This is a genomic window from Solibacillus merdavium (assembly GCF_014836935.1).
In the GTDB taxonomy this organism is placed as follows: Bacteria; Bacillota; Bacilli; order Bacillales_A; family Planococcaceae; genus Solibacillus; species Solibacillus ferritrahens.
On sequence record NZ_JACSPW010000008.1, the window covers coordinates 140,003 to 164,699 of the forward strand.

The 24,697-nt window shown below is 37.1% G+C and carries 26 protein-coding genes; 2 read left to right on the plus strand and 24 right to left on the minus strand.

Annotation, left to right across the window (positions count from 1 at the left end; translation table 11 throughout):
• Nucleotides 1-37: 37 nt before the first annotated feature.
• Nucleotides 38-910: a CPBP family intramembrane glutamic endopeptidase gene (locus tag H9632_RS10335; RefSeq protein WP_191704022.1), complete on the minus strand. Its 873-nt coding sequence runs from the start codon at nt 908-910 to the stop codon at nt 38-40.
• A 351-nt stretch (nt 911-1,261) separates the two neighbouring features.
• Between H9632_RS10335 and H9632_RS10340 the strand changes: the two genes are divergently transcribed.
• On the plus strand, nt 1,262-1,711 hold the full coding sequence (locus H9632_RS10340) for a cAMP-binding protein (RefSeq protein WP_191704023.1): 450 nt from the start codon (nt 1,262-1,264) through the stop codon (nt 1,709-1,711).
• A 64-nt stretch (nt 1,712-1,775) separates the two neighbouring features.
• On the opposite strand, the gene H9632_RS10345 is transcribed toward H9632_RS10340, so the two are convergent.
• The 21 genes from H9632_RS10345 to trhO form a co-directional block, all read right to left on the minus strand.
• Nucleotides 1,776-2,615: an alpha/beta fold hydrolase gene (locus H9632_RS10345; protein WP_191704024.1), complete on the minus strand. Its 840-nt coding sequence runs from the start codon at nt 2,613-2,615 to the stop codon at nt 1,776-1,778.
• Nucleotides 2,616-2,720: 105 nt separating this feature from the next.
• Complete coding sequence (locus H9632_RS10350) at nt 2,721-4,202, minus strand: methyl-accepting chemotaxis protein (RefSeq protein WP_191704025.1); 1,482 nt, start codon at nt 4,200-4,202, stop codon at nt 2,721-2,723.
• A gap of 175 nt (nt 4,203-4,377) precedes the next feature.
• Nucleotides 4,378-4,992, minus strand: a complete 615-nt coding sequence (gene kynB, locus H9632_RS10355) for an arylformamidase (protein WP_191704026.1) — start codon at nt 4,990-4,992, stop codon at nt 4,378-4,380.
• A 10-nt stretch (nt 4,993-5,002) separates the two neighbouring features.
• Nucleotides 5,003-6,349 (minus strand): sodium-dependent transporter, encoded by a 1,347-nt coding sequence (locus tag H9632_RS10360; RefSeq protein WP_191704027.1) that lies wholly within the window; start codon nt 6,347-6,349, stop codon nt 5,003-5,005.
• 43 nt (nt 6,350-6,392) lie between these two features.
• A complete protein-coding gene (gene kynA / locus H9632_RS10365) occupies nt 6,393-7,250 on the minus strand; it encodes a tryptophan 2,3-dioxygenase (RefSeq protein ID WP_191704028.1) in 858 nt (285 codons plus the stop codon).
• Nucleotides 7,251-7,261: 11 nt separating this feature from the next.
• Nucleotides 7,262-8,521: a kynureninase gene (gene kynU, locus H9632_RS10370; RefSeq protein ID WP_191704029.1), complete on the minus strand. Its 1,260-nt coding sequence runs from the start codon at nt 8,519-8,521 to the stop codon at nt 7,262-7,264.
• Nucleotides 8,522-8,604: 83 nt separating this feature from the next.
• Nucleotides 8,605-9,480, minus strand: a complete 876-nt coding sequence (locus H9632_RS10375) for a hypothetical protein (protein WP_191704030.1) — start codon at nt 9,478-9,480, stop codon at nt 8,605-8,607.
• Nucleotides 9,473-9,949 (minus strand): RNA polymerase sigma factor, encoded by a 477-nt coding sequence (locus tag H9632_RS10380; protein ID WP_191704031.1) that lies wholly within the window; start codon nt 9,947-9,949, stop codon nt 9,473-9,475. The genes H9632_RS10375 and H9632_RS10380 overlap by 8 nt, the downstream gene beginning before the upstream one ends.
• Nucleotides 9,950-10,075: 126 nt before the next feature.
• The gene (locus H9632_RS10385; protein WP_191704032.1) at nt 10,076-10,255 is read right to left on the minus strand and encodes a hypothetical protein; all 180 of its coding nucleotides are present in this window, start codon (nt 10,253-10,255) and stop codon (nt 10,076-10,078) included.
• Nucleotides 10,256-10,381: 126 nt separating this feature from the next.
• Nucleotides 10,382-11,089 carry a response regulator transcription factor gene (locus H9632_RS10390; RefSeq protein ID WP_191704033.1) on the minus strand — a complete coding sequence of 236 codons (708 nt, stop codon included), beginning with the start codon at nt 11,087-11,089 and terminating at the stop codon, nt 10,382-10,384.
• Between the two features lie 31 nt (nt 11,090-11,120).
• Nucleotides 11,121-11,774, minus strand: coding sequence for a phosphate signaling complex protein PhoU (gene phoU, locus H9632_RS10395; RefSeq protein ID WP_191704034.1), 654 nt, complete (start codon nt 11,772-11,774; stop codon nt 11,121-11,123).
• A 15-nt stretch (nt 11,775-11,789) separates the two neighbouring features.
• Nucleotides 11,790-12,605 carry a phosphate ABC transporter ATP-binding protein PstB gene (gene pstB / locus H9632_RS10400; RefSeq protein ID WP_225223779.1) on the minus strand — a complete coding sequence of 272 codons (816 nt, stop codon included), beginning with the start codon at nt 12,603-12,605 and terminating at the stop codon, nt 11,790-11,792.
• Between the two features lie 16 nt (nt 12,606-12,621).
• Nucleotides 12,622-13,446 (minus strand): phosphate ABC transporter permease PstA, encoded by an 825-nt coding sequence (gene pstA / locus H9632_RS10405; RefSeq protein ID WP_191704035.1) that lies wholly within the window; start codon nt 13,444-13,446, stop codon nt 12,622-12,624.
• A 1-nt stretch (nt 13,447) separates the two neighbouring features.
• Nucleotides 13,448-14,362 (minus strand): phosphate ABC transporter permease subunit PstC, encoded by a 915-nt coding sequence (gene pstC / locus H9632_RS10410; RefSeq protein WP_191704036.1) that lies wholly within the window; start codon nt 14,360-14,362, stop codon nt 13,448-13,450.
• 21 nt (nt 14,363-14,383) lie between these two features.
• Nucleotides 14,384-15,214, minus strand: a complete 831-nt coding sequence (locus H9632_RS10415) for a phosphate ABC transporter substrate-binding protein (RefSeq protein WP_191704037.1) — start codon at nt 15,212-15,214, stop codon at nt 14,384-14,386.
• Between the two features lie 468 nt (nt 15,215-15,682).
• Nucleotides 15,683-17,641 (minus strand): ABC transporter permease, encoded by a 1,959-nt coding sequence (locus tag H9632_RS10420; RefSeq protein ID WP_191704038.1) that lies wholly within the window; start codon nt 17,639-17,641, stop codon nt 15,683-15,685.
• The gene (locus tag H9632_RS10425) at nt 17,631-18,395 is read right to left on the minus strand and encodes an ABC transporter ATP-binding protein (RefSeq protein WP_191704039.1); all 765 of its coding nucleotides are present in this window, start codon (nt 18,393-18,395) and stop codon (nt 17,631-17,633) included. The genes H9632_RS10420 and H9632_RS10425 overlap by 11 nt, the downstream gene beginning before the upstream one ends.
• Before the next feature lie 75 nt (nt 18,396-18,470).
• Nucleotides 18,471-19,445: a sensor histidine kinase gene (locus tag H9632_RS10430; RefSeq protein WP_191704040.1), complete on the minus strand. Its 975-nt coding sequence runs from the start codon at nt 19,443-19,445 to the stop codon at nt 18,471-18,473.
• Nucleotides 19,442-20,053, minus strand: a complete 612-nt coding sequence (locus H9632_RS19080) for a response regulator transcription factor (protein WP_191704041.1) — start codon at nt 20,051-20,053, stop codon at nt 19,442-19,444. The genes H9632_RS10430 and H9632_RS19080 overlap by 4 nt, the downstream gene beginning before the upstream one ends.
• A 97-nt stretch (nt 20,054-20,150) precedes the next feature.
• Nucleotides 20,151-20,744 (minus strand): hypothetical protein, encoded by a 594-nt coding sequence (locus H9632_RS10440; RefSeq protein WP_191704042.1) that lies wholly within the window; start codon nt 20,742-20,744, stop codon nt 20,151-20,153.
• A 154-nt stretch (nt 20,745-20,898) separates the two neighbouring features.
• The gene (gene trhO, locus H9632_RS10445) at nt 20,899-21,840 is read right to left on the minus strand and encodes an oxygen-dependent tRNA uridine(34) hydroxylase TrhO (protein ID WP_191704043.1); all 942 of its coding nucleotides are present in this window, start codon (nt 21,838-21,840) and stop codon (nt 20,899-20,901) included.
• Between the two features lie 221 nt (nt 21,841-22,061).
• Between trhO and H9632_RS10450 the strand changes: the two genes are divergently transcribed.
• Nucleotides 22,062-22,826 (plus strand): YqjF family protein, encoded by a 765-nt coding sequence (locus tag H9632_RS10450; RefSeq protein WP_191704061.1) that lies wholly within the window; start codon nt 22,062-22,064, stop codon nt 22,824-22,826.
• Between the two features lie 109 nt (nt 22,827-22,935).
• Here H9632_RS10450 and H9632_RS10455 read toward each other — a convergent pair whose 3' ends face one another.
• Together H9632_RS10455 and H9632_RS18860 are read right to left on the minus strand one after the other, a co-directional pair.
• On the minus strand, nt 22,936-23,559 hold the full coding sequence (locus tag H9632_RS10455) for a response regulator SirA (protein ID WP_191704044.1): 624 nt from the start codon (nt 23,557-23,559) through the stop codon (nt 22,936-22,938).
• Between the two features lie 65 nt (nt 23,560-23,624).
• On the minus strand, nt 23,625-24,452 hold the full coding sequence (locus H9632_RS18860) for an HNH endonuclease (RefSeq protein ID WP_225223780.1): 828 nt from the start codon (nt 24,450-24,452) through the stop codon (nt 23,625-23,627).
• Between the last annotated feature and the right edge of the window lie 245 nt (nt 24,453-24,697).

Sequence of the window (24,697 nt, forward strand, 5' to 3'; positions counted from 1 at the left end):
ATAAAAGCATCATGAGCGGTTTTTTGTTTATTATTACTTAAATAGAATCAAGTTCTCCTTGCTCCTCGACTTTCGGTGGCGGATTTTTTAATTGGCGGAAGCGCTTATAATATTTAACAAGCAAAATTACAATAACGACTGCCAATACTATAAACAAAACACCGTTCATTAACAGTTCACGCTGTGCTTCTTCTGTCGAAGGTAAATCAAGTTCGGCCGTTTGATTTGTATATACATATTGAAGGAATGCAAGAAAATTACTGAAACTATGTAATAACATCGGAACAAATATATTTTTTGTTTTTAAATACGCATAGCCGAGCACACAGCCTAATGCAAAAGCAAACACTACATTAATCGGATTAAGATGAATAATCCCAAAAATTATAGAAGAAATAATAATGCTTTTTTGCGGACTCCATCTCAAAGTAAAGCGACGAAGTAGGATCCCTCTGAACAAAAGTTCCTCATAAATAGGTGCGAGAATACAAATATTAATGAAAAACAAAATATAAACGAGTAATGATGGCTGCACTTCTTCCAAATCGATCATCGGATCAAATAAAAATAAGTTTTGTAAAAGTTCTTCAAACATAAGATACAGAAGTGTTACTACAATCGTTGTAAATACAACGGTAATTAACTGAAAGCAGGTGGTTATCGATAAGTACCTTGCCCAGCGTCCTTTTGACATGATTGTATTCATTGGCTGTTCATTATACGTAAAATTCCATTTCTTTGTTTGATATACAATATACACCAAAAAACAAATGGACATAATAAATGTAATCCATTGCTCACTTTCCGGGAAATCGACTGCAAACACCAATACAATACTCGCTATAAATAAGAAAATCGCAAACAGAATAAAATAACGCATTTTAAATTTTTTCAACTCGGTATAGTCCATTAATTCACACCTCCTGCTTTAAGAATAGCATAATATGACAATATTATCCTTTTACCCCCCTAATTATTTCCCACTCATTCACATTATGATAACGCGTTTCTTTTTAGCAGTTATCAAGATTATGATTAGCCTCTCTTCTTTCGTGGACGAACAACAGCGAAAATAAAATAGACTTATATTTTGGTTTTTAGTAAGATTTATATAAGACTTATCTGACTTATCAAAATGGTAACGCAAATTAATGCAAAGCTATGCAATTACAGGTTAACTGTTTTGCATAGCTTTTAATTTTACCAGTGAGCCTTATCCAAAATTACATTAAAAGTATTAACTTAATTGGAGGTAAATTCATTGAAAAATGTAAATCGTTTATTTGTAATTATCGGCCTTATTATTCTTGTTATTGTCGGGCGCTTCTTTTTAGTCCAAAATGAAGTAACCGAAATTCCTACGGCAACGGTTGTAACTAATGAACAAACAATTGATTCTATTCGTGGAAGCTATTGCTGGCATTCTGCTGGCGAAGCTACATGTGTGGATACTGCAGCGCCTCATGAATTGGTACAGGAATCGAATATGCCTTATATTAAAATTCAACCGAATGAAGAGATTGAATTTAAATATGATCAGCATATTAAGAGTGTTTCGATTCAGCTGTGGCAGGAAGATTATAATTATGAGGAAATCGCAACGACCGCTCGATTTACTGCACCAAGTGAAAAAGGTACATATATTATTTCTAGCCTAACTCGGTTTAGTAATGGGGATGTCAGCGATGTAATAGCAATAGAAGTTGAATAGCAGAACGGAATACAGCATGGTTTTGTACAAAGCCATGCTGTTTTATATTATTTATATAAGATATTTACGCACCCGCAAATTGATTAACCAACTCAGTGAAAGGCTCCTCTTCTTCTAAAAACGGGAAATGATTACTTTTCTCAAAGATAGTTAGGTTGGCATTTTTAATAAGTTCAGCAATTTCTATTCCAAAATTTACTGGGCATTGTGCGTCATACCTTCCTGCATAAATAAAGCTTGGTATGTTAATATCCTTTAATTTTTCTCTTAAATCCATATCCCGATATTCTACTTGTCTAAAATATGTAAGTCGCGGTCCAACAGTCTTCCCGCTATTTGGCTTTTTTAATGCTTCTTTTAGTTTGTCTTCACTGTAATATGAAAATAGCGCCCATTCATAGCCTAATTTTTGGCGGTCTTCCTTGGACGTTGATTGATCACTTAACAAATTCATAATTTCCGTTACACGATGAAAATTTTTATTTTGATGATTATACATACAATCTTTATGCATTGCATATTCGTAACTCGCAGCAGTCCCACCCGCAATCAGTTTCGTTATGGAATTTGGAGCTTGAACTGCATATTGTAAGGCAAGCATCCCTCCTGTAGAATGTCCGCCAAATGCCCACTTTTCAATATGGAGCGCTTTTCGAATTGCTTCCATATCATGTACGGTTTCAACCATGCTGTATTCAGAGTCCTGTTGTGCCCTTACTGAGTTCACTGTACCACGCAAGTTAATTAAATAGACCGTAAATTTAGTGGTAAATGGGTTGGCAAATGCATTTCCTCGCTCATCAAATTCGCTATATAAATGAGTAATCGCCATTGGTTCCCCTTCACCATGTTTAAAATATTCAAATGTACCTCGCGCTGTTTCAATTAAGTTTTGCTGCCACAAATAAATCACGTCCTCTCTTATTTAAAATTACCGATAATTGCCAATCATTTCAACATTTATTTAAGAATATAACAATGCCTGGTAAATTTACTACCAGGCATTCGTTTATCGCTGTTTTGAAATTTCAGATAGATCTTGTTGTAATTGCTGTAATTGTTTACTTGCTTTTGATATGGCCTGCATCATTTCATGTTCTTCATGAATAGATGTAGCAATTTCTTCTGTCATTGCTGCATTTTCTTCAGATATTGCAGATAAGCTTTCCATTTGGTTCATTGCTTCTTCGACCATACCATTTGTATTCGTAATAGTCAGCATATCCTCAGATAGCTTCGTTTGAATATTATCAAAGGATTGCTTTATCCCATTAAAAGAAACCGAAATATCATTTAAAGCTTCTACATTTGAATGCACTGCGTCCTTGCCTTCATATGCTTTTAACCGAGCAGTTGCTGCTCGTTGAAGTAGTTGCTTTGTAACTTCTGTGATATTCGCTGCGATTTCCGCGCTTTGTCCCGCCAGCTTTTTAACTTCATCTGCAACAACAGCAAAACCTTTCCCGTGCTCGCCTGCTCTTGCAGCTTCTATCGATGCATTCAAAGATAATAAGTTTGTTTGGTTAGCAATAGCTTTAATACCATCAAGAAGTTCATTCACTTTTGCTAGACTTTCGTGCAGATCGTCTATTGTTACTGTCGTCAAGTCAATGGAATCACTTAACGTTTCCATACCATTAGTTACCTCATGCACTTTTTTCCAACTGTATTCTACAGCTGCCTGAACCTCAGTTGACCCTTTTACTGTCATTTCTGATGATTGTTTTGTCATGAGCATATTTTGATGAGCTAAAACCATTTGTTCATTAATTTTCTGAATCATTTCCGCTTCACTATGAATTGCGGTTGCCATTTGATTGGAAGAGTGTAGAATTGTTTCACTTGCCACATTCAATGTATGGACATTATCATTCACATTAATAATATTTTGGGCTAATTGGACTGAACCGTCGTCGATTTTATTTAAGATTACCGTTAAATTAGCTAAAAGTTCCTTTGCTTCTTTTTCTTTTGATTGAGCATCTTTCACTAATTTATTGCCCCACTTTGTTAAGCGATAAAGCATAAAATTACAGCCATTAATAATAGCAAAAACTGTAATAAAAATAGGGATGCTTGCATTGTCACCTAGTAATTTCTCTGGTGCCACTATGTACAATAACAAATATAAACTATTTATAACTGTCAAAAAAGTTAATATTAAGCGCTCATTGAAATACATAGCCGCCATAATAAATGTGATAAATAAAATGTAATGCTTATTAATTGCGTCCCCGTCTAAATAAAATAATAAAATAGTGACAATTGCAGGAAGAAGTGCGAAAATTAATCCTTTGGCAAAATAAGAAATCTTCAAAAAATAATTCAATGTCGATAATAGAACGACACTTCCCCCCGCAATGAGATAAGGAATGGATTGTTGAAATCCATTTTTATAAATAAGTGGTGTCAGTATTAATACAACTAATATGACGGTAATAATAGTATTTAGCTGGTGTACCCAATTTAATTTATCAATGCGCTTTTCCAAAATTTATCCCCCTAGGAACTATGTACTGAAATAGTCTATTGTGGATATATTTTACAGTCAGTATATTAAATATTCAATCTATTTTTTTATTACATGAAAATATTATTAAATATATTATTTAAATATAAAAAAAAAGAAGCATCACAAAATTTAATTCGTGTGCCTCTTTCATATATCATTTTTTTCTAACAACAGCCCGTACCGGTGACCCGTCAGCGCCTTCTAATTTTAACGGTAAAGCAATTAAATCATAAAGACCGGGTGTTACTTCGCTTAAATCCAGCCCCTCCAAAATATGAATCCCATTTTCATAAAGCGCATGGTGGGCTAATACTCCCTTGCTATCTAAAGGATCGACAGAAGGATTATCCACACCGAGTAAAATAACACCGCGCTCATTTAGTAAGGATGCTACATCCGGAGAGATTACAGGTATCTCTTCTGGAAACTGCTCAAAAGGCTGTTTCACAGTTTTCAACAGCACACGCTTTGCTCCAAGAAAGTCAACGGATGACAGTCGCTCTGCTGTAATGACTCCCTCTCCGACACAAGATACAATATAACAATCTCCAATATAAGTATTGATGTCTAATTGTTCCATTGTCTCTGCCTCACTATTAAAATGAAAAGGCGCATCTACATGTGTGCCGGTATGCAAGGAAGTTGTTATTCTCCCAATATTGACCGAGCCCGTCTGCTGCTTTGTATACCATATTTCAAATGAAAACGGCGTATCCCCCGGCCAGTTCGGCATCCCTTTTTTCATCGTTTGTGTAATATCAATCCACATAGCATCACCTCTAATACTGAATGACTAAATATAAGAGAACGAGAAAAATTACTGCCGGTACTACAAAGGTCATTAAAATTCGATAGGTTCTGTAAAAGCCTTCCCCCATTTTACTACCTTGTAACAACTCACTTTTGACAACTTTTTTATCCATAATATGCATAATAAAAATTGCTATCAGTAAATTGCCGACCGGTAAAATTACATTGGACACAACAAAATCTGTAAAATCAAAAATACTTCGGCCAAATATTGATACATCACCTAGTGTACTGTATGTCAGTGTCGATGGAATCGAAGCGATAAATACAAGTACACCAATAATCATCGTAATTTGAGCGCGCGTAATATTCCACTTCTCGATTACTGCCGCTACTATAATTTCATACATACTGAAGGATGAAGTTAAAGTCGCGAATAAAAATAAAATTAAAAACATCGCCAAGAAAACTTCGCCAAATGGCATCTGTGAAAATGCTGCCGGCAATACCATGAATAATAATGGCGGTCCGCTTGCCACTTCCATATCAAAAGCAAATACGACCGGGAAAATGGCCAAACCTGCTAAAAAGGAAACAAAAATACTCAATCCTACAACTGAGCCTGCTGAATTTGGTAAGCTTACATCTTTCTTTAAATAAGAACTATATGTAACTAAACATGAAAATCCAACTGCAAGCGCAAAAAATGATTGTCCTAAAGCATATAGTATTGATTCACCTGTAATGTTCGAAAAGTCTGGATATAGGAAAAACTTAATCCCTTCCATCGCGCCATCAAGGGTAACTGCTCTAATGACTAAAATAAAGAACATTATGAATAAAAGCGGCATCATAAACTTATTCGCTTTTTCAATTCCGTTCTGTACACCTAGTGCGATAACGACAACATTGGCAATTGTAAATAATGCTAGTCCAACAAGCGCAATCCACGGTGTTCCTGTTACTTGTCCGAAAAATGCACCTGGATCAACTGATGGCTCAATGACATTTCCGACTATAGATACGCCACTATATACAAATATCCAGCCACCTACAACACTATAAAACGATAATAATAGGAAACATCCCAATATACCAAGCTTTCCGATCCATGCCCAAACTTTCGGATTAGGGGAAAGAACTTTATACGCAGTAACCGCTTCTTTTTGCGCGGCACGCCCAATAATATATTCCGATAATAGCATTGGTAAACCAATAATTAATGTTAGTACTACAAAAATCAAAAAGAATGCGCCGCCTCCACTTTGACCGGCTACGTAGGGCATCTTCCATATCGCCCCAAGCCCTATCGCTGCACCAGCTGACGCTAATACAAATCCTAATTTACTTGACCACTGTCCTTTACTCTTCTCCATTTGCCTCACTCCACTCATCTAAACTAAACTAAACTTAACTAAGCTATAACACTGTTCGTAAATCCCATAGCTCCGGGAAAAAACGATGATCAAGCACTTGACGCAAATAATTGACACCGGATGATCCACCCGTGCCTACTTTAAAGCCAATAATACGCTCGACTGTTTTCATATGACGGAATCGCCATTGCTGCAATGAATCTTCTATATCGACTAGCTTTTCACCGAGCTGGTATAAATCCCAGTACTTATCAGTATTTTCATAGACAGTTTTCCATGCAGCAGCAACTGAGTCGTCACCACTATATACTACCGAAAAATCTCGATTTAGCAAAGCTTCATTAATTGGTAATCCAGCTTTTGCCAATGCTTGGATGGAAACGTCATAAATACTCGGTGCATCGTACGCTTCTTTTAATCTTTCTAAAACGTCCTTTTCTTTCTCATAAATTTTTAAAATATGAGGTGTTTTATATCCAAGCGAAAATTCAATTAAACGATATTGATAGCTTTGGAAACCGGATGCTTTTCCAAGATCATCGCGGAACTGCAAATATTCTGCAGGTGTCATTGTTGCCAATACATCCCACGCCTGAATAATTTGCATTTGTATTTTTGAAACTCGTGCCAGCATTTTAAAAGCCAGCTGCATTTCCCCGCGTTCAATTGCTTGAATCGCACCTTGCATTTCATGAATAATCAGCTTCATCCAAAGCTCGCTTACTTGATGAATAATAATAAAAAGCATTTCATCGTGGTGATTGGATAGGCGGTTTTGATTGTTTAAAATTGCGTCTAAACTTAAATACTCGCCGTATGTCATATCCTCCTTAAAATCGGTATGAATGCCTTTTTCACTTTTTAGCTTTTGCTGTAAATCCGAAATCGAACGCTTCTCCATCAAACCACTCCTTATGCAATGATATCCCGCTTGTTTTCATGATTCTCATAAGTCTTATTGAAGACAATATCTTTTAAAATTTGAACAGCATGCCACACTTCTTCAAAGGAATTGTATAGCGCAACAGGCGCTAAGCGGATTCCATTCGGTGCACGGAAATCCGGGACGACCCCATTCTCCTTTAATGCTTTACAAATTCTGGCCGCTTCGTCATGCACTAAAAACAAATGACCGCCACGTGTTTCGTCAAGAGGATTGCCAAATGTGAATGTATTTGGTATTTCATGCATAATGCATTCCATCATATATTCAGTTAAGGCAAGTGATTTTTCACGCACAGCATCAATCCCTGCCTCTGCAAAAATGGAAAGTGCGCCTTCAATTGGTGCCAAACTTAATATATGCGGTGTCCCGATTTGATAAGCCCCTGCATCGGGCGCAGCTGAAATCGTTGTCTCTAAATCAAATTGTTTTTCCTTTGCAGAGCCAAACCAGCCGGCTAAACCTGGTGCTGTACCAAAATGCTTTTCATGGACAAATAAACCTGCGACAGATCCCGGTCCCCCATTTAAGTGCTTATAATTGCACCAAAATGCAAAGTCCGCTCCAATTTCGTGAAGCTGATGCGGAATTGAGCCAATTGAATGGCATAAATCAAAGCCTATGATAATCCCTCGTTCATGAGCCGCTTTCGTAATTGCCTGTAAATCCAGCACTTGCCCACTGCGATATAAAACAGCTGGTAAAACAGCGACTGCTACATCATCAGTCATCGCTTCAATAATTGCTTCAGTCGAAATTGTTTGCCCATCTTCACTTTTTACGAGCTTCATATGGCTTTCCGGTAAATTATGCAGTGCAATTTGACTGGCAACCGCATATAAGTCGGACGGGAAATTCAGCTCATCTGCCAAAATTTTATTCCTCTTCTCGGTTGGTTTGAAAAAAGTAGCAAGTAGCTGATGTAAGTTTGTCGTAGTTGAACCGGTTAATACGACTTCCTTACTTTTTGCTCCAACAAGTGGTGCACAGTATTCCCCTAGCTTTTCAGACAAATAAAACCACGGATGCTCCCCACTCGTCCATCCATCAATTCCGTACTGCCTCCATGAGTCAAGCAATGTAAGCACCGATTGTTCAGCTCGCTTTGACAGTAACCCGAGGGAATTGCCGTCTAAATAGATTTGTCCTTCTTTTTTATAAAACTCATCGGCATATTTTCCAAGTGTATCCTGTTGATCTAGAAGTCTTGCTTTTTCAATTGTAGTCATCCTTTCACCCCTTCTTATTTCCTTACTATTATCGTACGAGGGAAAGAATTTATTGTCAAAGTATTCTGAAACGATATCGATTATTATAATACAAAAGATAAATATAAATAGGTCGGAACAAGTAAACCAAACAATAAAAATGACAGTTTGCGCCAATTGTTATTCCCATATTTATTTTCAATCAAAATATTGATAAAGGCTACAGCAAGACTGCTGCCAACAATCCACATGAAATGAATATTGGGAATAGAAAACAGTAGGATGAATAAGCTTAACAAGAACAATAACGTCAGCACACTTTGTCCTGTATGGGAATGCTTAGGTAATTTCCTTTTTGGATCCGATTTATCACGCATTTGGCGATCGACGTATACAAAACTACCGATTAATAAAACAAATAGTGAAAAAAACGCTACAGTGTGGAGGGTAGTCGGTTGATCATACTGAATAAGTGGTATGCCCGAACCATCTTCCCGTTTATAATACTGTCCTGTTGAAGCATCTTCATAGTAGATCTTTTGACGAACAATATATTGATAATACAGCTTAGATGTATTGTCACTGAAATTAAAGCGGTAAGAAGCATAAACTTTCGAAGTTGCATCAGGTTTATCGGTTATTTGTAGCTGATTGTATACTTGCCAAATCTCATCCAATGCTTTCTCATTTGTCACCCGATTTACATGTAACTGCAGTGCGGACTTCGGGTTTCCATTCCCATTTACTGTATACACAGCGATTAGTTGGCTATCATCAGTAGTTGTTGCCATTTGATTATCGAGAGGGCTGGTTGCAATTAAAAACAATGTAATACTTACAATGCTGACGATTAATGCAAATATTGGCCAATCCACAACCTTTTGCTTGCCGCGCTTTATAATTTTGTCAAAATCAGCCTGTTTTTTTTCCTCATCCACTTTAATATTGCGTAAGGTTTTTAAATGCTTCTCTTCAAACATCTTTTTCCCCTCCCAACATGACACGCAATGCCTTTAAGCCGCGCGCTGTATTATTTTTCACCTTTACTTCACTACAGTTTAAAATCATCGACGTCTCTTTTACCGAATATTCTTCGATATAACGAAGGATTACTACTTCTCGATAGCTCCATTTAATTTGTTGTAATGCACAATAGAGCTTTTCGATTTCTGCATTACGCTCGATTACTTCATCTGGTAAAGCTTCTGTAGCAATAGGGTCTGATTTCAATTGAAAAAAGCCTACAATTTTTTTCCTGCGATAATGATCGTATACAAGATTTCGAGCAATTTTCAGCAAATATGTACGTTCATGCTCAGTATAATTTTTATGATAAAAGCGGTAAAAGGTTTCCTGCAAAAGATCATGTGTTAACTCTGGATCATTCGTTAAATAACGTATGTATTTATATATGGCATCATAATTATTCTCAAAAACTTCGCGTCTCAAATAAATCAGCCTCCTTCCTCTATAAAGACGAGTGACACACAATATGGAATCACTTTTCTATGTAAAAAAAAACCAAAACAAAACCCCGCGCAATTTTTCGATTGCACAGGGTTTCAAATTGCTTAATTATACGCCCATTTTACGGCGTGTGTTGCTCGTTTTTTTCGTTTGTTGGCTTTTCATCTTTTTCGTTGATGTATCACCTTTTAAATTACCCTTACCGCTATTGGCATTGTTTTTCTTAGCCTCTAATTGTTGTTTTACAAGTTCCTGTAAGCTTAATTTCTTTTTTTCTTGTTCTGACATATTCATACCTCCTCATTAACCTTCTCCATTTAGTATAAATCGTGGTTCACCCATTTGTAAAAGAAATGATGCAATTTCCTATTTTAAATTTAAATCACTGACTAACATCATGAAAATAGTCTCCTACTAATTGTAAGAGACTTCTTGTGTCGGGGAATTAAAGTAATACCCTATTCCGCTTTTTGTTTTAATCCATTTTGGCGAACTCGGCTGTTCTTCAATCTTTTCTCGTAATCTTCGAATATGTACATCGACCGTACGCCGATCACCTTTAGTAAAGTCCAGTATATCAATAATTTCCTCACGTGATTTAATATCTCCAGGCTGCTCGAGCAAATGGAGCAGTAATTTAAATTCACGCTTCGTTAATGGAATCTCTACTTCATCTTTAAATACTTTAAAGGTTACTAAATCGACACGGAACGGCCCAATTAATAGTTCTGATATACGCTCCTGCTGCCGAATTTCTTTTTCATGACGTTTTAAATGGATCCGAAGACGTGTGAGCATTTCACGAAATCCAAACGGTTTGCGAATGTATTCCGTTGCACCAATCTCAAGGGCCAGCACAATATCCACCTCATCTGTACGGGCACTTATCATAATGATTGGAAAATCGTGCTCGAAACGAATTTGACGGCATAATTCGATCCCTTCAATGTCAGGAAGCATCCAATCCAAAAGCATGGCATCCGGCTCAAAAGTCTTAATTACTTGCATAATGTTTTTTCCATTTTTTACGCAATGAACTTCATAACCGTCCTTTACTAAATAAATGCGCAGTAAATTCACTAAATTTTCGTCATCTTCAACGACTAATATTTTTTTCGTCATTAATGATTCCCCGCTTCTCTAGTTAACCTAGTTAATTTAAATCAAATAACTGCCCTTTAATAAAGTACGCTGTTGATTCCGCCATATTTGTAATATGGTCTGCTGCACGCTCAACAAAGCGATTAATGAAAAGCAACTGTAACGTTTGCTCTATATCCTGTGGACTTTCTTTTAGATAATCTGTCAGTACTGCATAATTTTCGTGATTCTTCTGATCGACTTTATCGTCAAGCTCGCCAACTGCTTTTGCCAATGCGATATCTTCCTCTATGAAAGCAGTCATCGATTTTTTCAGCATATCCATTGAAATATTTTTCATTTCAACTAAGGATGTTTTGGATAATATTGAATCAGTTTTGCTGATTCTAATCGTCGCTTTTGCTGTATTTACGGCAAAATCCGCTATACGCTCAATATCGGAAGACATTTTAATCATACTAACTATACGACGTAAGTCACGAGCTACAGGCTGCTCTTTCGCCATCAGCCAGATTGCCATTTGATTTATCTCATTTTCCAGTTCATCTATGGACGAATCTTCCTCAATGACAGCTAACGCTAATACCATATCCTGTTCTTCAAGGGCTTTAAACGCTTTTTCCATTGCTACAACCGTCAAGTCTACCATTTCACCCATCTTGTTTTGTAACTCGAGCATGTTCTTTTCGAAATTTTCGCGAATCATCTGTAAATCCCCCTCTTATCCGAATCGTCCTGTTACATAGTCTTCCGTACGCTCGTCTTTTGGAGTCGAGAAAATAACATTTGTATCATCATATTCAACAACTTCACCATTTAAGAAGAACGCTGTTTTATCACTAATACGCGCTGCTTGCTGCATGTTATGCGTAACGATAACAATGGTATAATCTTTTTTCATTTGTGTTATTAGTTCTTCTACTTTCAATGTAGAAATCGGGTCAAGCGCTGAAGTTGGCTCATCCATTAAAATTACGTCTGGCTTCATGGCTATTGCACGGGCGATACATATACGTTGCTGCTGTCCACCGGATAACCCTAAAGCGGAAGATTTTAAACGGTCTTTTACTTCATCCCAAATTGCGGCACCGCGTAAAGATTCCTCAACGATTTCATTTAGAATTTTTTTATTTTTAATCCCCTGCATACGTGGACCATAAGCTACATTATCATAAATGCTCATTGGGAATAGATTCGACTTTTGGAACACCATCCCCACCTTTGTGCGCAGTCTAATGACATCATTCGATTCATATACATTTTCACCATCAATATGAATATTACCAATTACACGCACACCATCAATCAGGTCATTCATGCGATTTAATGTGCGCAGAAATGTTGACTTACCACATCCAGATGGACCGATTAATGCTGTTACTTCCTTTTCTTTTATATCTAAATTGACATTGAATAATGCCTGTTTTTCACCATAAAATAAATTTAAATCGTTTACTTGTATTTTCGTTGCGTAAGTATCCGTCGTTGCACTTGTTGTTGAATTGAAGATTGATGCTTCTGATACGATCATAGTCATGTAAGTTTAGCTCCTTTTAATAATCTGCTTTGTTTAATTTTTTTGAAATATACGTTGCCGATAAATTCAGCACTAAAATAATGACGATCAATACGATACCAACAGCTGCTGCAAGACCGATATCGCCTGCTTCCTGTGTAACTAAAAATGAGTGTACGGTTAATGTACGGGCTGATGAGAATATACTCGTTGGCATAGCCGCTACTGTACCTGCCGTTAAGAAGATTGCCGCCGATTCCCCTACGATACGACCGATTGATAAAATAATACCGGATAAAATTCCTGGCATTGCACTTGGCAGGATAATTTTAATTAGTGTCTGCAACTTTGTCGTTCCTAATGCAAGTGAGCCTTCACGATATGTTGCCGGTACAGTTTTTAACGCTTCTTCTGTCGTTCGAATAATTACTGGTAATACGATGATTGTTAATGTTAATGATGCTGCAATAATCGACATTCCGAGCTTTAAAATGGCTACGAAGAATACGGCACCGAATAGACCATAAATTATGGATGGTATTCCTGTTAGACTTTCTGTTGCAAAACGAATCATGCGGACTAGACGACCTTGTTTTGCATACTCATGCAAGTAAACAGCTGCTAAAATTCCGATTGGTGTTGCTATGGCAAGTGAAATTAAAATCGTTAGTAATGTTGTGACAATCATCGGGAAGATCCCGCCACCACCTGTTGGTGAATAATCCCCGAATATGAAATCAAAGCTAATGTAGGAGAAGCCTTTATAAAAAATATAGCCTACGATAATAACTAGGACAGCTACCGAAACAAATGCGGAACCCCAAAGCAATCCCCGGAGCATATTATCTTTAAATTTTCGCATGTTACTGTGCTCCCTTCGCTGTTATACGAGCTAATACAAAGTTTAAAATAAGAATGAATGAGAATAGTACGATCCCTGTTGCAAACAGCATCTCCTGGTGAGTTCCTGCTGCATAGCCCATTTCAAGAGCAATGTTTGTCGTTAATGGACGTACACTATCCGTTAAGCTTGTTGGAATAATGAGCGAGTTCCCGGCCACTAAAATTACGGCCATTGTTTCACCTAAAGCTCGGCCTAATCCAAGTACGATTGCTGCCATGATTCCTGATTTTGCAGCGGGTACGACTACTTTGAAGATTGTTCCGATTTGCGATACACCAAGTGCTAGTGAACCTTCTCGATATGTTTTCGGTACTGCGCGAATGGCTGTTTCCGCTACCGTTACAATTGTTGGAAGCATCATAATTGCCAGTACTAGAATTACAGCGATTAAACTTTGTCCACGTGCCAAACCAAAATTATTTTGCAGAAATGGTACGATAATGGCTAAACCGAATATCCCGTACAATACAGATGGAATGCCTGCCAATAGCTGAATGGCTGGTGATACAATTTTCGCAACTGATTTCGGCGCTATTTCAGCCAAAAAGATTGCTGTCAGTAATCCAATTGGTACACCAATAATAAGTGCACCAATCGTTGCATAAATCGAAGCAACAATCATTGGGAAAATACCAAATTTATCTTCCGATGGCACCCAATCACTCCCGAAAAGGAAGTCAAAGAAGCTGTAGCCACCTGTTATAAACGGGTTTGAACCTTTATAAAATACAAATCCTACAATAAGTAGTAGGCTGATAACTGATAAAAGCGCACATGCCAGGAAAACTTTTGATGAAAGACTTTCCAAAAAATATTTTCGTTTATTGCCTTTACTAATTTGCTGTTCTAGTTCATTTTTATCTTGTATATTCACACATGTATCCTCCAGCACTGATTATTTCGTTAATGGAATTGCTCCAGCAGCTTCCACAATTTTCTGTCCATCTGCACTTAATATAAAATCCATAAACTTCGTTGCTGCTTCGGGAACGTCTTCTTTATGAACGAATAAGAATGGGCGAGATAATTGATAGTTCCCATCCAATACATTGCCTGCTTCGGCTTTTACACCGTTAATGTCCATAGCTGAAACCGTTTCATCAATGTATTCGAATGATATAAACCCAACAGCGTGTTTATTTGTCGCCACCGTTGTTTTAATATTGCCATTGCCACTTGCTACAATCGCATTGCGAATTAACTGACCTGATTTATAGCCTACTATTTCCTGGAAGGCATCACGCGAACCTGAACCATCCTCACGCGACACGACCACAATCTCCAGATCTTTGCCGCCAAGCTCTTTCCAGTTCGTAATTTCTCCTGTGAAAATCTGTTTTACTTGTTCCATCGTTAAATCTTTTACTGGATTGGAAGGATGAGCTACGACTACAATTCCGTCATAGGCAATAACCAATTCTTTAATGCCTGAATCTATTTCTTCTTGTTTCAAGTCTCGGGATGACATACCGATTTGTGAAACATCCTTGATTGCGTTTGTAATACCGGCTGATGAACCAATTTGGTTAATCTCTATTTTTACGTTTTCAGTTTCCTCATATTTCTCTGCTAATTTCTCTGCTAAAGGTCCGACCGATGTTGAACCTGAAATTGTAATTAAATCTTCGTTGCCGGAATTTGATTCCGAAGTATCTTTGCTATTGCAGGCCGCTAGTACTACCATTAGAATTGTTAATCCAATGAAGTAACATGTTTTTTTCAACATACTTCAATCCTCCATCAACTTGCATTTTTATCTTATGCCTTAACAATACCTTTATAAAATTAATAACATATGTGAATCATGTAAACCTTCTGTAAATTATGAAGAGAGTAATACATATTTTTGTAAAACTCTTAAATAAAATCTGAATATTTTGCATTAATAGTTCTATTAGCCTTAACTTTTTATATTTGTCCGTGATTCGGGCAATTTATTCATCGGTAAGTTGCTATATTTCAGATAGTTCTGAAATATACAGCTAAATTGCAATTAAATAGCTTTAAAATTTCTATAATATTAGATGTAAAGAGCGCTTTTTTTGAAAACGAGATGAATTTTCCGTAAACCTCATTTACAAAACCTTTACAAAGGCTAAGTTTTTTATTTCACTTAATAAAAAAAAGCCGATTTTCATCACAGCAAGTTGTGAAAAATCGACTTTACTATTAATTTGGATTCCTTTTGGCTTTCCTATCGCCTTTGAATAACATATTTTTTCGTCAGTCCGAAAGTAACCATAAAATAAAGGAAGTAAATCAACCCTATAACTACTACTATTGAAACGGATACTATATTAAAATTCAGCATTGCGCTATATCCTGCCAGGTCAATAAATTGATTGAGAATTATTGTAATAGGTATGGATAAGCAGATCGGAACGACTATCGGAAACGTAAAGAACACAAAAATTTGCTTCGCTAATGTCTTTCGCTGTAACTCCTCATTGACGCCTAATCGATTGAGCAGTCTATACTTTTTCTCATCATCACGTAGATTCGATAATATTTTAAGTGCCAAAATTGCCATAGCCAGTAAAATAAAGACGACCGCTAAGTATAATGCTCCGACAATAAAGATAGCTGAGAATGCTGCCGCATATAATCGACGTTGCTCTTTAACCCGGTAGTCACTCGTTAAAACAGAGTAATTGTTTTCTTCTATTTTATAAGTGTAACTTAATGCATCTTGGAGCTTTTGTGCATCAAATGGTCCTTCTTCTAGAGTAATGGCTGCCGCTGTTTGGCTTATTTCCATGCCTTCTACTACTTCATCCGGCACGACAATGACAAAATAGCTCCATAAAAACATCGGCATGGATTCCACTACATGACTTAATGTATAAGTTTGACCTTTATGATTAAATGAGGCCTCTGAAAAGTCTGCCCCTTGAATTCCCGGCATATCAGAGAAAATTGCAAATTGATTATCAAGATTCAGTGGTTTACTGCCGAGTTCTTGCAAAAGCTCATTTACTTCCGATTCTTTCATGTACATATCGACGTCCTGATATTTATCACCCTGCCAAATTGTATGCTTATGAAAAGTCCTTTCATTTGTGGAATAGCCGTTATACACCTTCGACCAATCTATAGGCACATAAGATTCAATCGTTTCCTTTGCTTGTTCCAATGGAATACTGCCCTCTTGTTCGGAATTAATATTGGCTATAATATCAAACGGATATTGTTTATCTAAATTTGCTTCCTCAATCTCTTTATATAAAAAGCTGAAATTAGCAGCAATCATGGCAAATACGATTAAAAAAGACAGCGCCCCAAGTAGAATGGCATTAGAGCTTAACATCGCACTCAATTGACGTAGTAAAAATTGATTCGTCCCACGTTGTGTAAAATGTTTAAACCCTAATAAAATATACATCAAGCTTTTGGCAAGTCCAATGTGGAATGTCACCAATGATACAGTTAATAAAAGCATCAGCCATACGAGGTTTCCCGGATTTGAATCGACTTCTAAAAAGATATTCTTTAATTCCCGAGAAAAAAAGATAAATGATACGATGATTCCAACGAAGGATACGCCTGTCACAAGCATGGCGACATACGGATGCTTCACCCCCTGCTCCACTTTCTTCTCTCCATGAATGAGTTCGTAAATAGTGACACGGTTTAAATAAAAACTTGATACTAAGGATGAGAACAGGAATATGCTACAAACCATTCCAATTGTTAATAGAACACCTTTTAATGAAAACATCGAAAACTCAAATGGAATATCCAGAAGTTGAGTCATTAACAGCATGAGTCCCTGATAAAAAAGTGACCCCACAAAAAATCCAACAACCATCGCAAGAATCCCGAGTAAGCTATTTTCAAATAAAAACAGTTTCACAATATGCTTTCGTTTCATTCCGACCGTTAAATAAGTGCCGAATTCTCTTTTTCGCAGTCGCAGCATAAAGGCATTCGCGTAACCGAGTACAAAAGCTATAATGATACAAATTATAATCGATAGAAACACTAATCCTAATGCCAATTCCGCTATGGATTGAGCTTGAGTTTGTAACTGATCATTAAATATCAAGTTATTCATTGCAAAAATAAGGGAGATTGTTAAAGCAACGGTAATAAAATAAATTAAATAATTGCCAATTTGTCTTCGCACATTGCGTAAGGCTAGCTTACGATACATGCCCCTCACCTCCGAGCAATGCCATCGTCGCTAAAATATCTTCATGCATCGCACGTTGACTTTGATTTCCTCGATACAATTCATTCCAGATCTTTCCGTCTTTTAAGAATAATACACGCTTCGCGAAGCTACCAACAAGGGCATCATGTGTCACCATTAAAATTGTGGAGTGCAATTGTTCATTCATAAATAAAAGTGTTTCCATCAGCTTTTTGGAATTGGCTGAATCTAATGCCCCCGTAGGCTCATCAGCTAAAATAATACTTGGATTTGTAATAAGTGCTCTTGCACAGGCAACACGCTGACGTTGCCCACCAGAAAGCGCCATCGGAAACTTCTTTAGCTGCTCATGAATTCCTAACTTATCTGTAATGTCTATTAAGCGCTTCTCCGTTTCTTTAAGAGATACCCCTTGTAAATTAAGAGGGAGTGTAATGTTTTCTTCTACTGTTAAAGTATCGAGTAAATTATATTCCTGGAAAATAAAGCCGAGCTTATCGCGTCGATAATCTGCTAACTCCCTTTCCTTCTTGTTCGATATTTGCTCTCCGTCCAATAAAATGTTCCCTGCGCTAATTCGGTCAATTGTCGCTATACAATTTAAAAGTGTACTTTTCCCGGAGCCTGATGCACCCATAATTGCTATAAACTCTCCATCTCCAACTTCAAAGGAAATGCTATCAAGTGCTTTTGTTACAATGGCTTCTGCACCATAATATTTTGTTACTTGGTCAATTTGTAATCTTTTTTTCATCGAAACACCCTCCGTTTCGACATTATCATATCACGCTGTGCACAAATCTTTTCTAACAGAGTGGTAGCAGAATTCTTACATTTCCGTTAGATTTGGAAAGATTAACTGAAATCGAGTGTAGTTGTTATGTTCTGATTTTATTTTCAACTCGATATGTAACTCTTTGCACAGCTGTGCCACAATATATAAGCCCATTCCAGTACTTGTCCCTAATTTACGACCGTTTGACCCTGTATATCCCCGTTCCGTAATACGCTCTAATTCGTGAGCCAAAATACCGATTCCATCATCTTCATAAATTAGTTCCGTACCCTCTACACGCATTGTAATCTTCGCACCAGGGCAATATTTAGCACTATTCGTCAATAGCTGATTGACGATAAATTGTAGAGCTTTATTATCCGTATAAATATTGGCATCTCCCTCAATTTCGACCTTCATTTTTGACGCAATTAATAAATCCATTTGGTTTTTCACCACATCATTTAAAATGGCATTCAGTGAATGTTCTTTCAGCTGCTTGTCCTTTTCGATGGAATCAAGCCGCGCATAATGTAAAATGTTTTCAGTTAAATTATCCGCACGCTTTAGCTCCCGACGCAATTTCCAAACATCCTGCTCATTGGCTAATATTAACGACATCGCAGTTAGAGGTGTTTTGATTTCATGAATCCATTGCTCCACGTATTCCTTATATTCTTTCGCTGAACGTTCGCTTTGCTCAACACGGGATATAGCATCTCGACTAACAGCCAGCATCGCCTCATAATATTTATGCTCTACTAAAGATCTTGGTTTTCGTAAAACTTCACCTAATAAATATGTTTCCTCTAGCTTTTCCATCTGCTGCTTCATTTCTTCATAGCGCTTCTTTTCATAAAAAAAGCTTGTTATAAGCCAGCTGAGCTGTATGAAAATAAAGGCAAATGATATCATGGCAATCGTTCCAAATGGTACATCAATTAACATAAAAATTAACAGAAATAAAAAATAGCCAATCCACAAGAAACCTACCGATATGAGTTTAGACTGTAGAAATTCTCTGATCATAGACGGTATCCTACGCCACGTACTGTTTTAATAAAATCTGTCGCATTTAGTTGTTTTAGCTTTTCGCGCAATCGGTTAATGTTTACATACAATGTATTTTCATCAATATACAGCGAGTTATTCCATAAATCCTCTATAATTTCTTCCCTTGTAACAAGTTCTTTTTTCATTAAACAAGCTAAAATACGTGTTTCATTTTTGGTAAGCTCGGTAGAATTATTTTCAAAGCTAACCATCATATTCCCTACATCTAAGGTTAATCCGCGTACTGACTGATGACTTGTTATTTTTCTCATCAATAATCGTGAAATGCGTGCTAATAGTATTGAAGAATTATAAGGTTTGCGAATATAATCATCCGCACCCACTCCAAACCCAATAAGTTCGTCCTCTGTAGAATCCCGTGCCGTCAAAAAGATGATTGGCACATCTGAAGATTCTCGGAGCTTACGGCAAATTTCAAAGCCACTTTCTCCTGGAAGATTGACATCTAACAGCGCTAAGTCACACGGTGGTGCATCCACGGGTAAATAGCCATTACTTTTTAAGAGCTGTTTTAATTCTTCCAAAATTACCGTATCATCTTCTACTACATAAATTTTTTGCACAAAAAGTACCCCTTTAAAGCATTTTCCCTTATTATACACGATGTTTATTCATTAAAAACACAGCCTATTTAAAGCAATAGACTGTGAAACAAGAAAATTAAGGTAAATATATTTCTGAGATGAATACAACTTCCCCATCTTTTTCATATAATTTCAGAAATCCGCTCATTGGAGCAAATTCCTCCCAAGTTACTTGTACTGATTCTCCCGGGTTTTCGAGCATCCAGATTGGCACATCCTTTTTTATACTTATCTCTTTAGTCCCTTCACCGGATTCAAATAGGCGATAACCATTCGGCGCATCCTCATCGATGACTTTATTCTTATACGTAATATTGATATCAAACGATTCTTCGTTAATATCGAAGCTATTTAAAATAGCCGTTTTATAATTAGTTGTTTCGTTTATAACAGCTTCTTGTAAATCAAGTCGATTTTGCAAATAGTAACTGGACTCTTTGAGCAGCGATAATTCATTCATGACTTGCTCCCACTCACCCAATGCTGTCAGTTTATTTTCATGGTCTACAATCGTTTCCTGCTGATCCTGAAGTGTTTGTTCAAGTTTACTTATAGTATTTGCATCTTCATTATCTGAACGAGACGTTGTATTTTCATCATTTGTACAGCCTGCCACTAAAAGTGTAGCCAAAAAGCATCCGAACAGTAGCGAATATTTCTTTTTGTCCAATAAAGATCCCCCTTTCTTTTTCCTCCAATAAATTACGATATTCTTATGTATTAGAAAGTTTACCAAAATAGGCAAAAAAAAAGGTAAGCCATTACTGAATGTGTAATAGCTTACCTTTTCGATTTGGAATCTCCCATTTATTAAGAAGAAGATTTTATGCTTCCAGTAACGCAATCGCTTCTTCAACTTGTTGCTCAGACAGCCCATTACGTACAATATAGCGGTTACGTTCATGTTTAGTGCACTCTATTGTACAGCCGCCTAAATGCTTCGCTTCATTTTCTTCTGATGCTAAAACTTGCTTGTTGCATTCAGGGTTTGCACAGTTAATATAGCGCTCACATGGTGTGCCGTCGAAGTGATCACGACCAACTACGACATGCTCTACCTGGTTGATCGGCACTGTTAAACGCTCATCGAATACATACATTTGACCGTCCCAAAGTTGACCTTTTGTAGCTGGGTCTTTACTGTATGTTGCGACACCACCGTGCAATTGACCAACATCCCCAAAGCCTTCACGCTTCATCCAGCCAGAGAATTTCTCACAGCGAATACCACCAGTGCAATAAGTTAATACGTTCTTACCTTCAAATAGTTCACGGTTTTCCCGTACCCATTGCGGTGTATCACGAAAATTCTGTACTTCTGGTCGAATCGCGCCACGGAAATGACCAACATCATATTCATATGTGTTTCGCACATCTAAAACAACCGTATTCTCATCTTGCAGTTCCTTCATAAATTGCTCAGGGGATAAATAACGGCCTGTCAATTCATGTGGGTTAACATCTTCCTCTAAGCCTAAGTTAACAAGCTCTGGTCGTGGACGAACATGCATTTTTTTAAACGCATGGCTTTCTACCGCATCAATTTTAAATACGATACCTTCAAATAAAGGATCTGCCTTCATCTTTTCCATATAGGCTTCTGTTTGCTCAATTGTTCCGGAAACTGTCCCGTTAATGCCTTCATTAGCGACTAAAATACGTCCCTTTAAACCGATTTCTTTACAGAAAGCTAAATGCTCCGCTGAGAATACTGCCGGATCTTCAATCGTTGTATAATGATAATATAATAATACTTGATAATTCATGTTTTCCACCTATCATTCATATATTTGCAGGATATACCTGATAGTTTAAAACTACCTTACAATGATAAGTTATTGCACTATCATTTCCTATCAGTATTTAGACTGATATTTTAGGACAAATTTCCCTTTTTACACCCTTTTTACAGAGAATATATAAATAGTGATATATTTTATATATAAATAATTTATTGCAAAGGAAGCGAAATGCGGTGAAAGAACAGATGATAACGGAAAAAAATAAGTGGGATGACAGTCATCGTCCATGGGCACTGCCAAATTTACCATGGGGGATGAAGCAGACATGGAGCGATCTTTTGTTTGCCCATTACCCGATTAAGTATGAAATGTTAAGAAAGATAGTACCGGAAGAGCTGGAACTGGATTCATATGAAGGAACTTATTGGATAGGAGTTGTTCCTTTTCTTATGTCAGGGGTAAGATTTCGAGGGCTACCGCCAATTCCAGGAACAGACCGTTTTCCGGAACTTAATGTTCGTACATATGTGACGATGGACGGAAAACCCGGTGTATACTTTTTTAGTTTGGATGCTGACAATTGGCCTGCTGTCAAAGGAGCCAGAACATTTTTCCATTTACCATATTGGTACTCTAAGATGCAAATTAACAATCGCGGGTCAGCTATTGAATTTGAAAGTAAAAGACGCCATGACTTGGAAATTGAATTTGCCTGTAGCTATAGACCCGTTTCAGAGCCATATTTAGCAGCAAAAGGATCTTTTGATGAATGGATATCGGAGCGTTACTGCTTCTATACTTTAAATTCGTCAAAAACCCCTGTCCGCTGTGAAATTTTGCATAGACCATGGATCTTACAAAAAGCTGAAGCTGAGATTACGATAAATACGATACTATCAAAGCAAGGCATTGAAGTGGAAAGTAATGTACCTATCGTCCATTTCGCAAAGAAAATTGACGTACGTGCCTGGCCATTAGTACATCATGCCACGAACCGGTTAAGGATTTAATTTAAAATCATTTCCCTCCGCCGTAAAAAAATCAAAAAAATCATCCCTCCTCTAATATATCTTTAGGGGAGGGATGATTTTAATTTATTTCAAATTCACATGGAAAAATTTATAGTCCGCATTTCAGCTGTGCGCCACAGTTTGTACATGTGTTGCAGCCACCCATTTCCTCTACCGTACCTTGACGGCAAACAGGACATGTATTACCTACTTCCGAACCGATTGTTACGTCAGTATCTGTTAATGGTTTAATCGTATCCACTAACACAACTTGACGTTTTACTTGGTCTTCCATTTGTTTGAATTCTTCAAACTCTAATTGCTCATCTGAATTTGCCTCTTCAGCTTTTAAAGTTAATACTTGTGTATCACGAGAACCGTCTACATACACCGTACCACCTTTTGCACCGCCGCGGTATAGACGCTCGTACACTTGTTGTACTTGCTCTACTCCATAGCCTTTTGGCGCATTCACTGTTTTCGAAATCGATGAATCAATCCAGTTTTGAATAATACATTGAACATCTGCATGAGCTTCAGCAGAAAGCTCCATTGAGGATTTGAACCAGTTTGGTAAGTTATTTTCATCCACACCTGGGTTCGCATCTAAATATTCTTTTACGATTTCGGCTTTTACTTCAATAAACTTCCCTAAACGACCTGAACGGTAGTAAGTGAAGCTGAAGTAAGGTTCAAGCCCTGTTGCAACTCCGACCATTGTACCTGTACTCACTTTTGTTACTCTCTAATTTTAGAGGGCGGGATTATCATTACCCGCTCCATATGTCGCCATATGGGTCAGACTATATCATCAACCATTTTAGAATGTCTCTTTCTATGACATGGGAATTCACATAGAGAAATTAAATTTGAAAGCTGATTCGCTTTCTTCCAATCCCCGTTAAATTGTTTAAAAGGAATAATGTGATGTACGGAAAGCTCTTGTCCATACTCTGCTTCTGTAATTCCGCAATCCTGGCAAGTATACTTATCTCTTGCTCTAACCTTCCTCCGTTGACTATACCAATTTGGCCCATAATATGAGACTTTACCACCTGTCCATGTACCACTGTTAGCACCAGAGAACATTTCATTCTCCGCATAATAAGTGGACATACATGCTACAGTACAGAAGTTTAATTTTCTAATAGTAGAGGGAGTTTTTTCAAATTTTTTATGACAATTACTACAAGAAACAATAATTCGAACACGATATTGTTCCTTTCCTCTAATACCATTAGCTTTTCCTAAACATTTCTTAGAACAAAACTTTGATGTATGCTCACGATTTTTAGGAACAATAAACAACTGATGACAGGTAAGGCATTTAACTTCAACATCTTTTCTCAAATGCTGATTAACTAAATGACCATTTTGTATTTGATATAGTTTTTTGCAATTTATATTGCAAAAATTTGTTTTATTAATATGAGAAGGTTTCCTCAATATTTGTTGTTTACAATAAGAACATGGAATTAATATCTTTTTTGACATTTCACTCCAAAATTGAGGGGGATTGCTTTGTTGATACTCTGTTTTACAGATTCTAGAACAATATTTCTTCCGTTCAAATTGACTGGGTTTTACATTAATTTCTTTTCCACAATTAAGACAATTCTTTTTCATCGAATCACCCTTTATCTGTTTTATTAATTATAAAACAAGAACGAGTGTTCGTAAAATAATGGTGCTCGGCGTGTAGTCGTTGAGGGGTCAGCCACGACTTCCCTGCGGATTGTCTGGTAGATAATTTCTTATCAACACTTTTACATTTTTACCTTTATGGTGCTGGCAAAGCTAGGTAGTAAAAGATACGCCAGGGTTTCCCGCATATAGCCAAGTTTACGCTACATTTTTACAAATGTACGGGG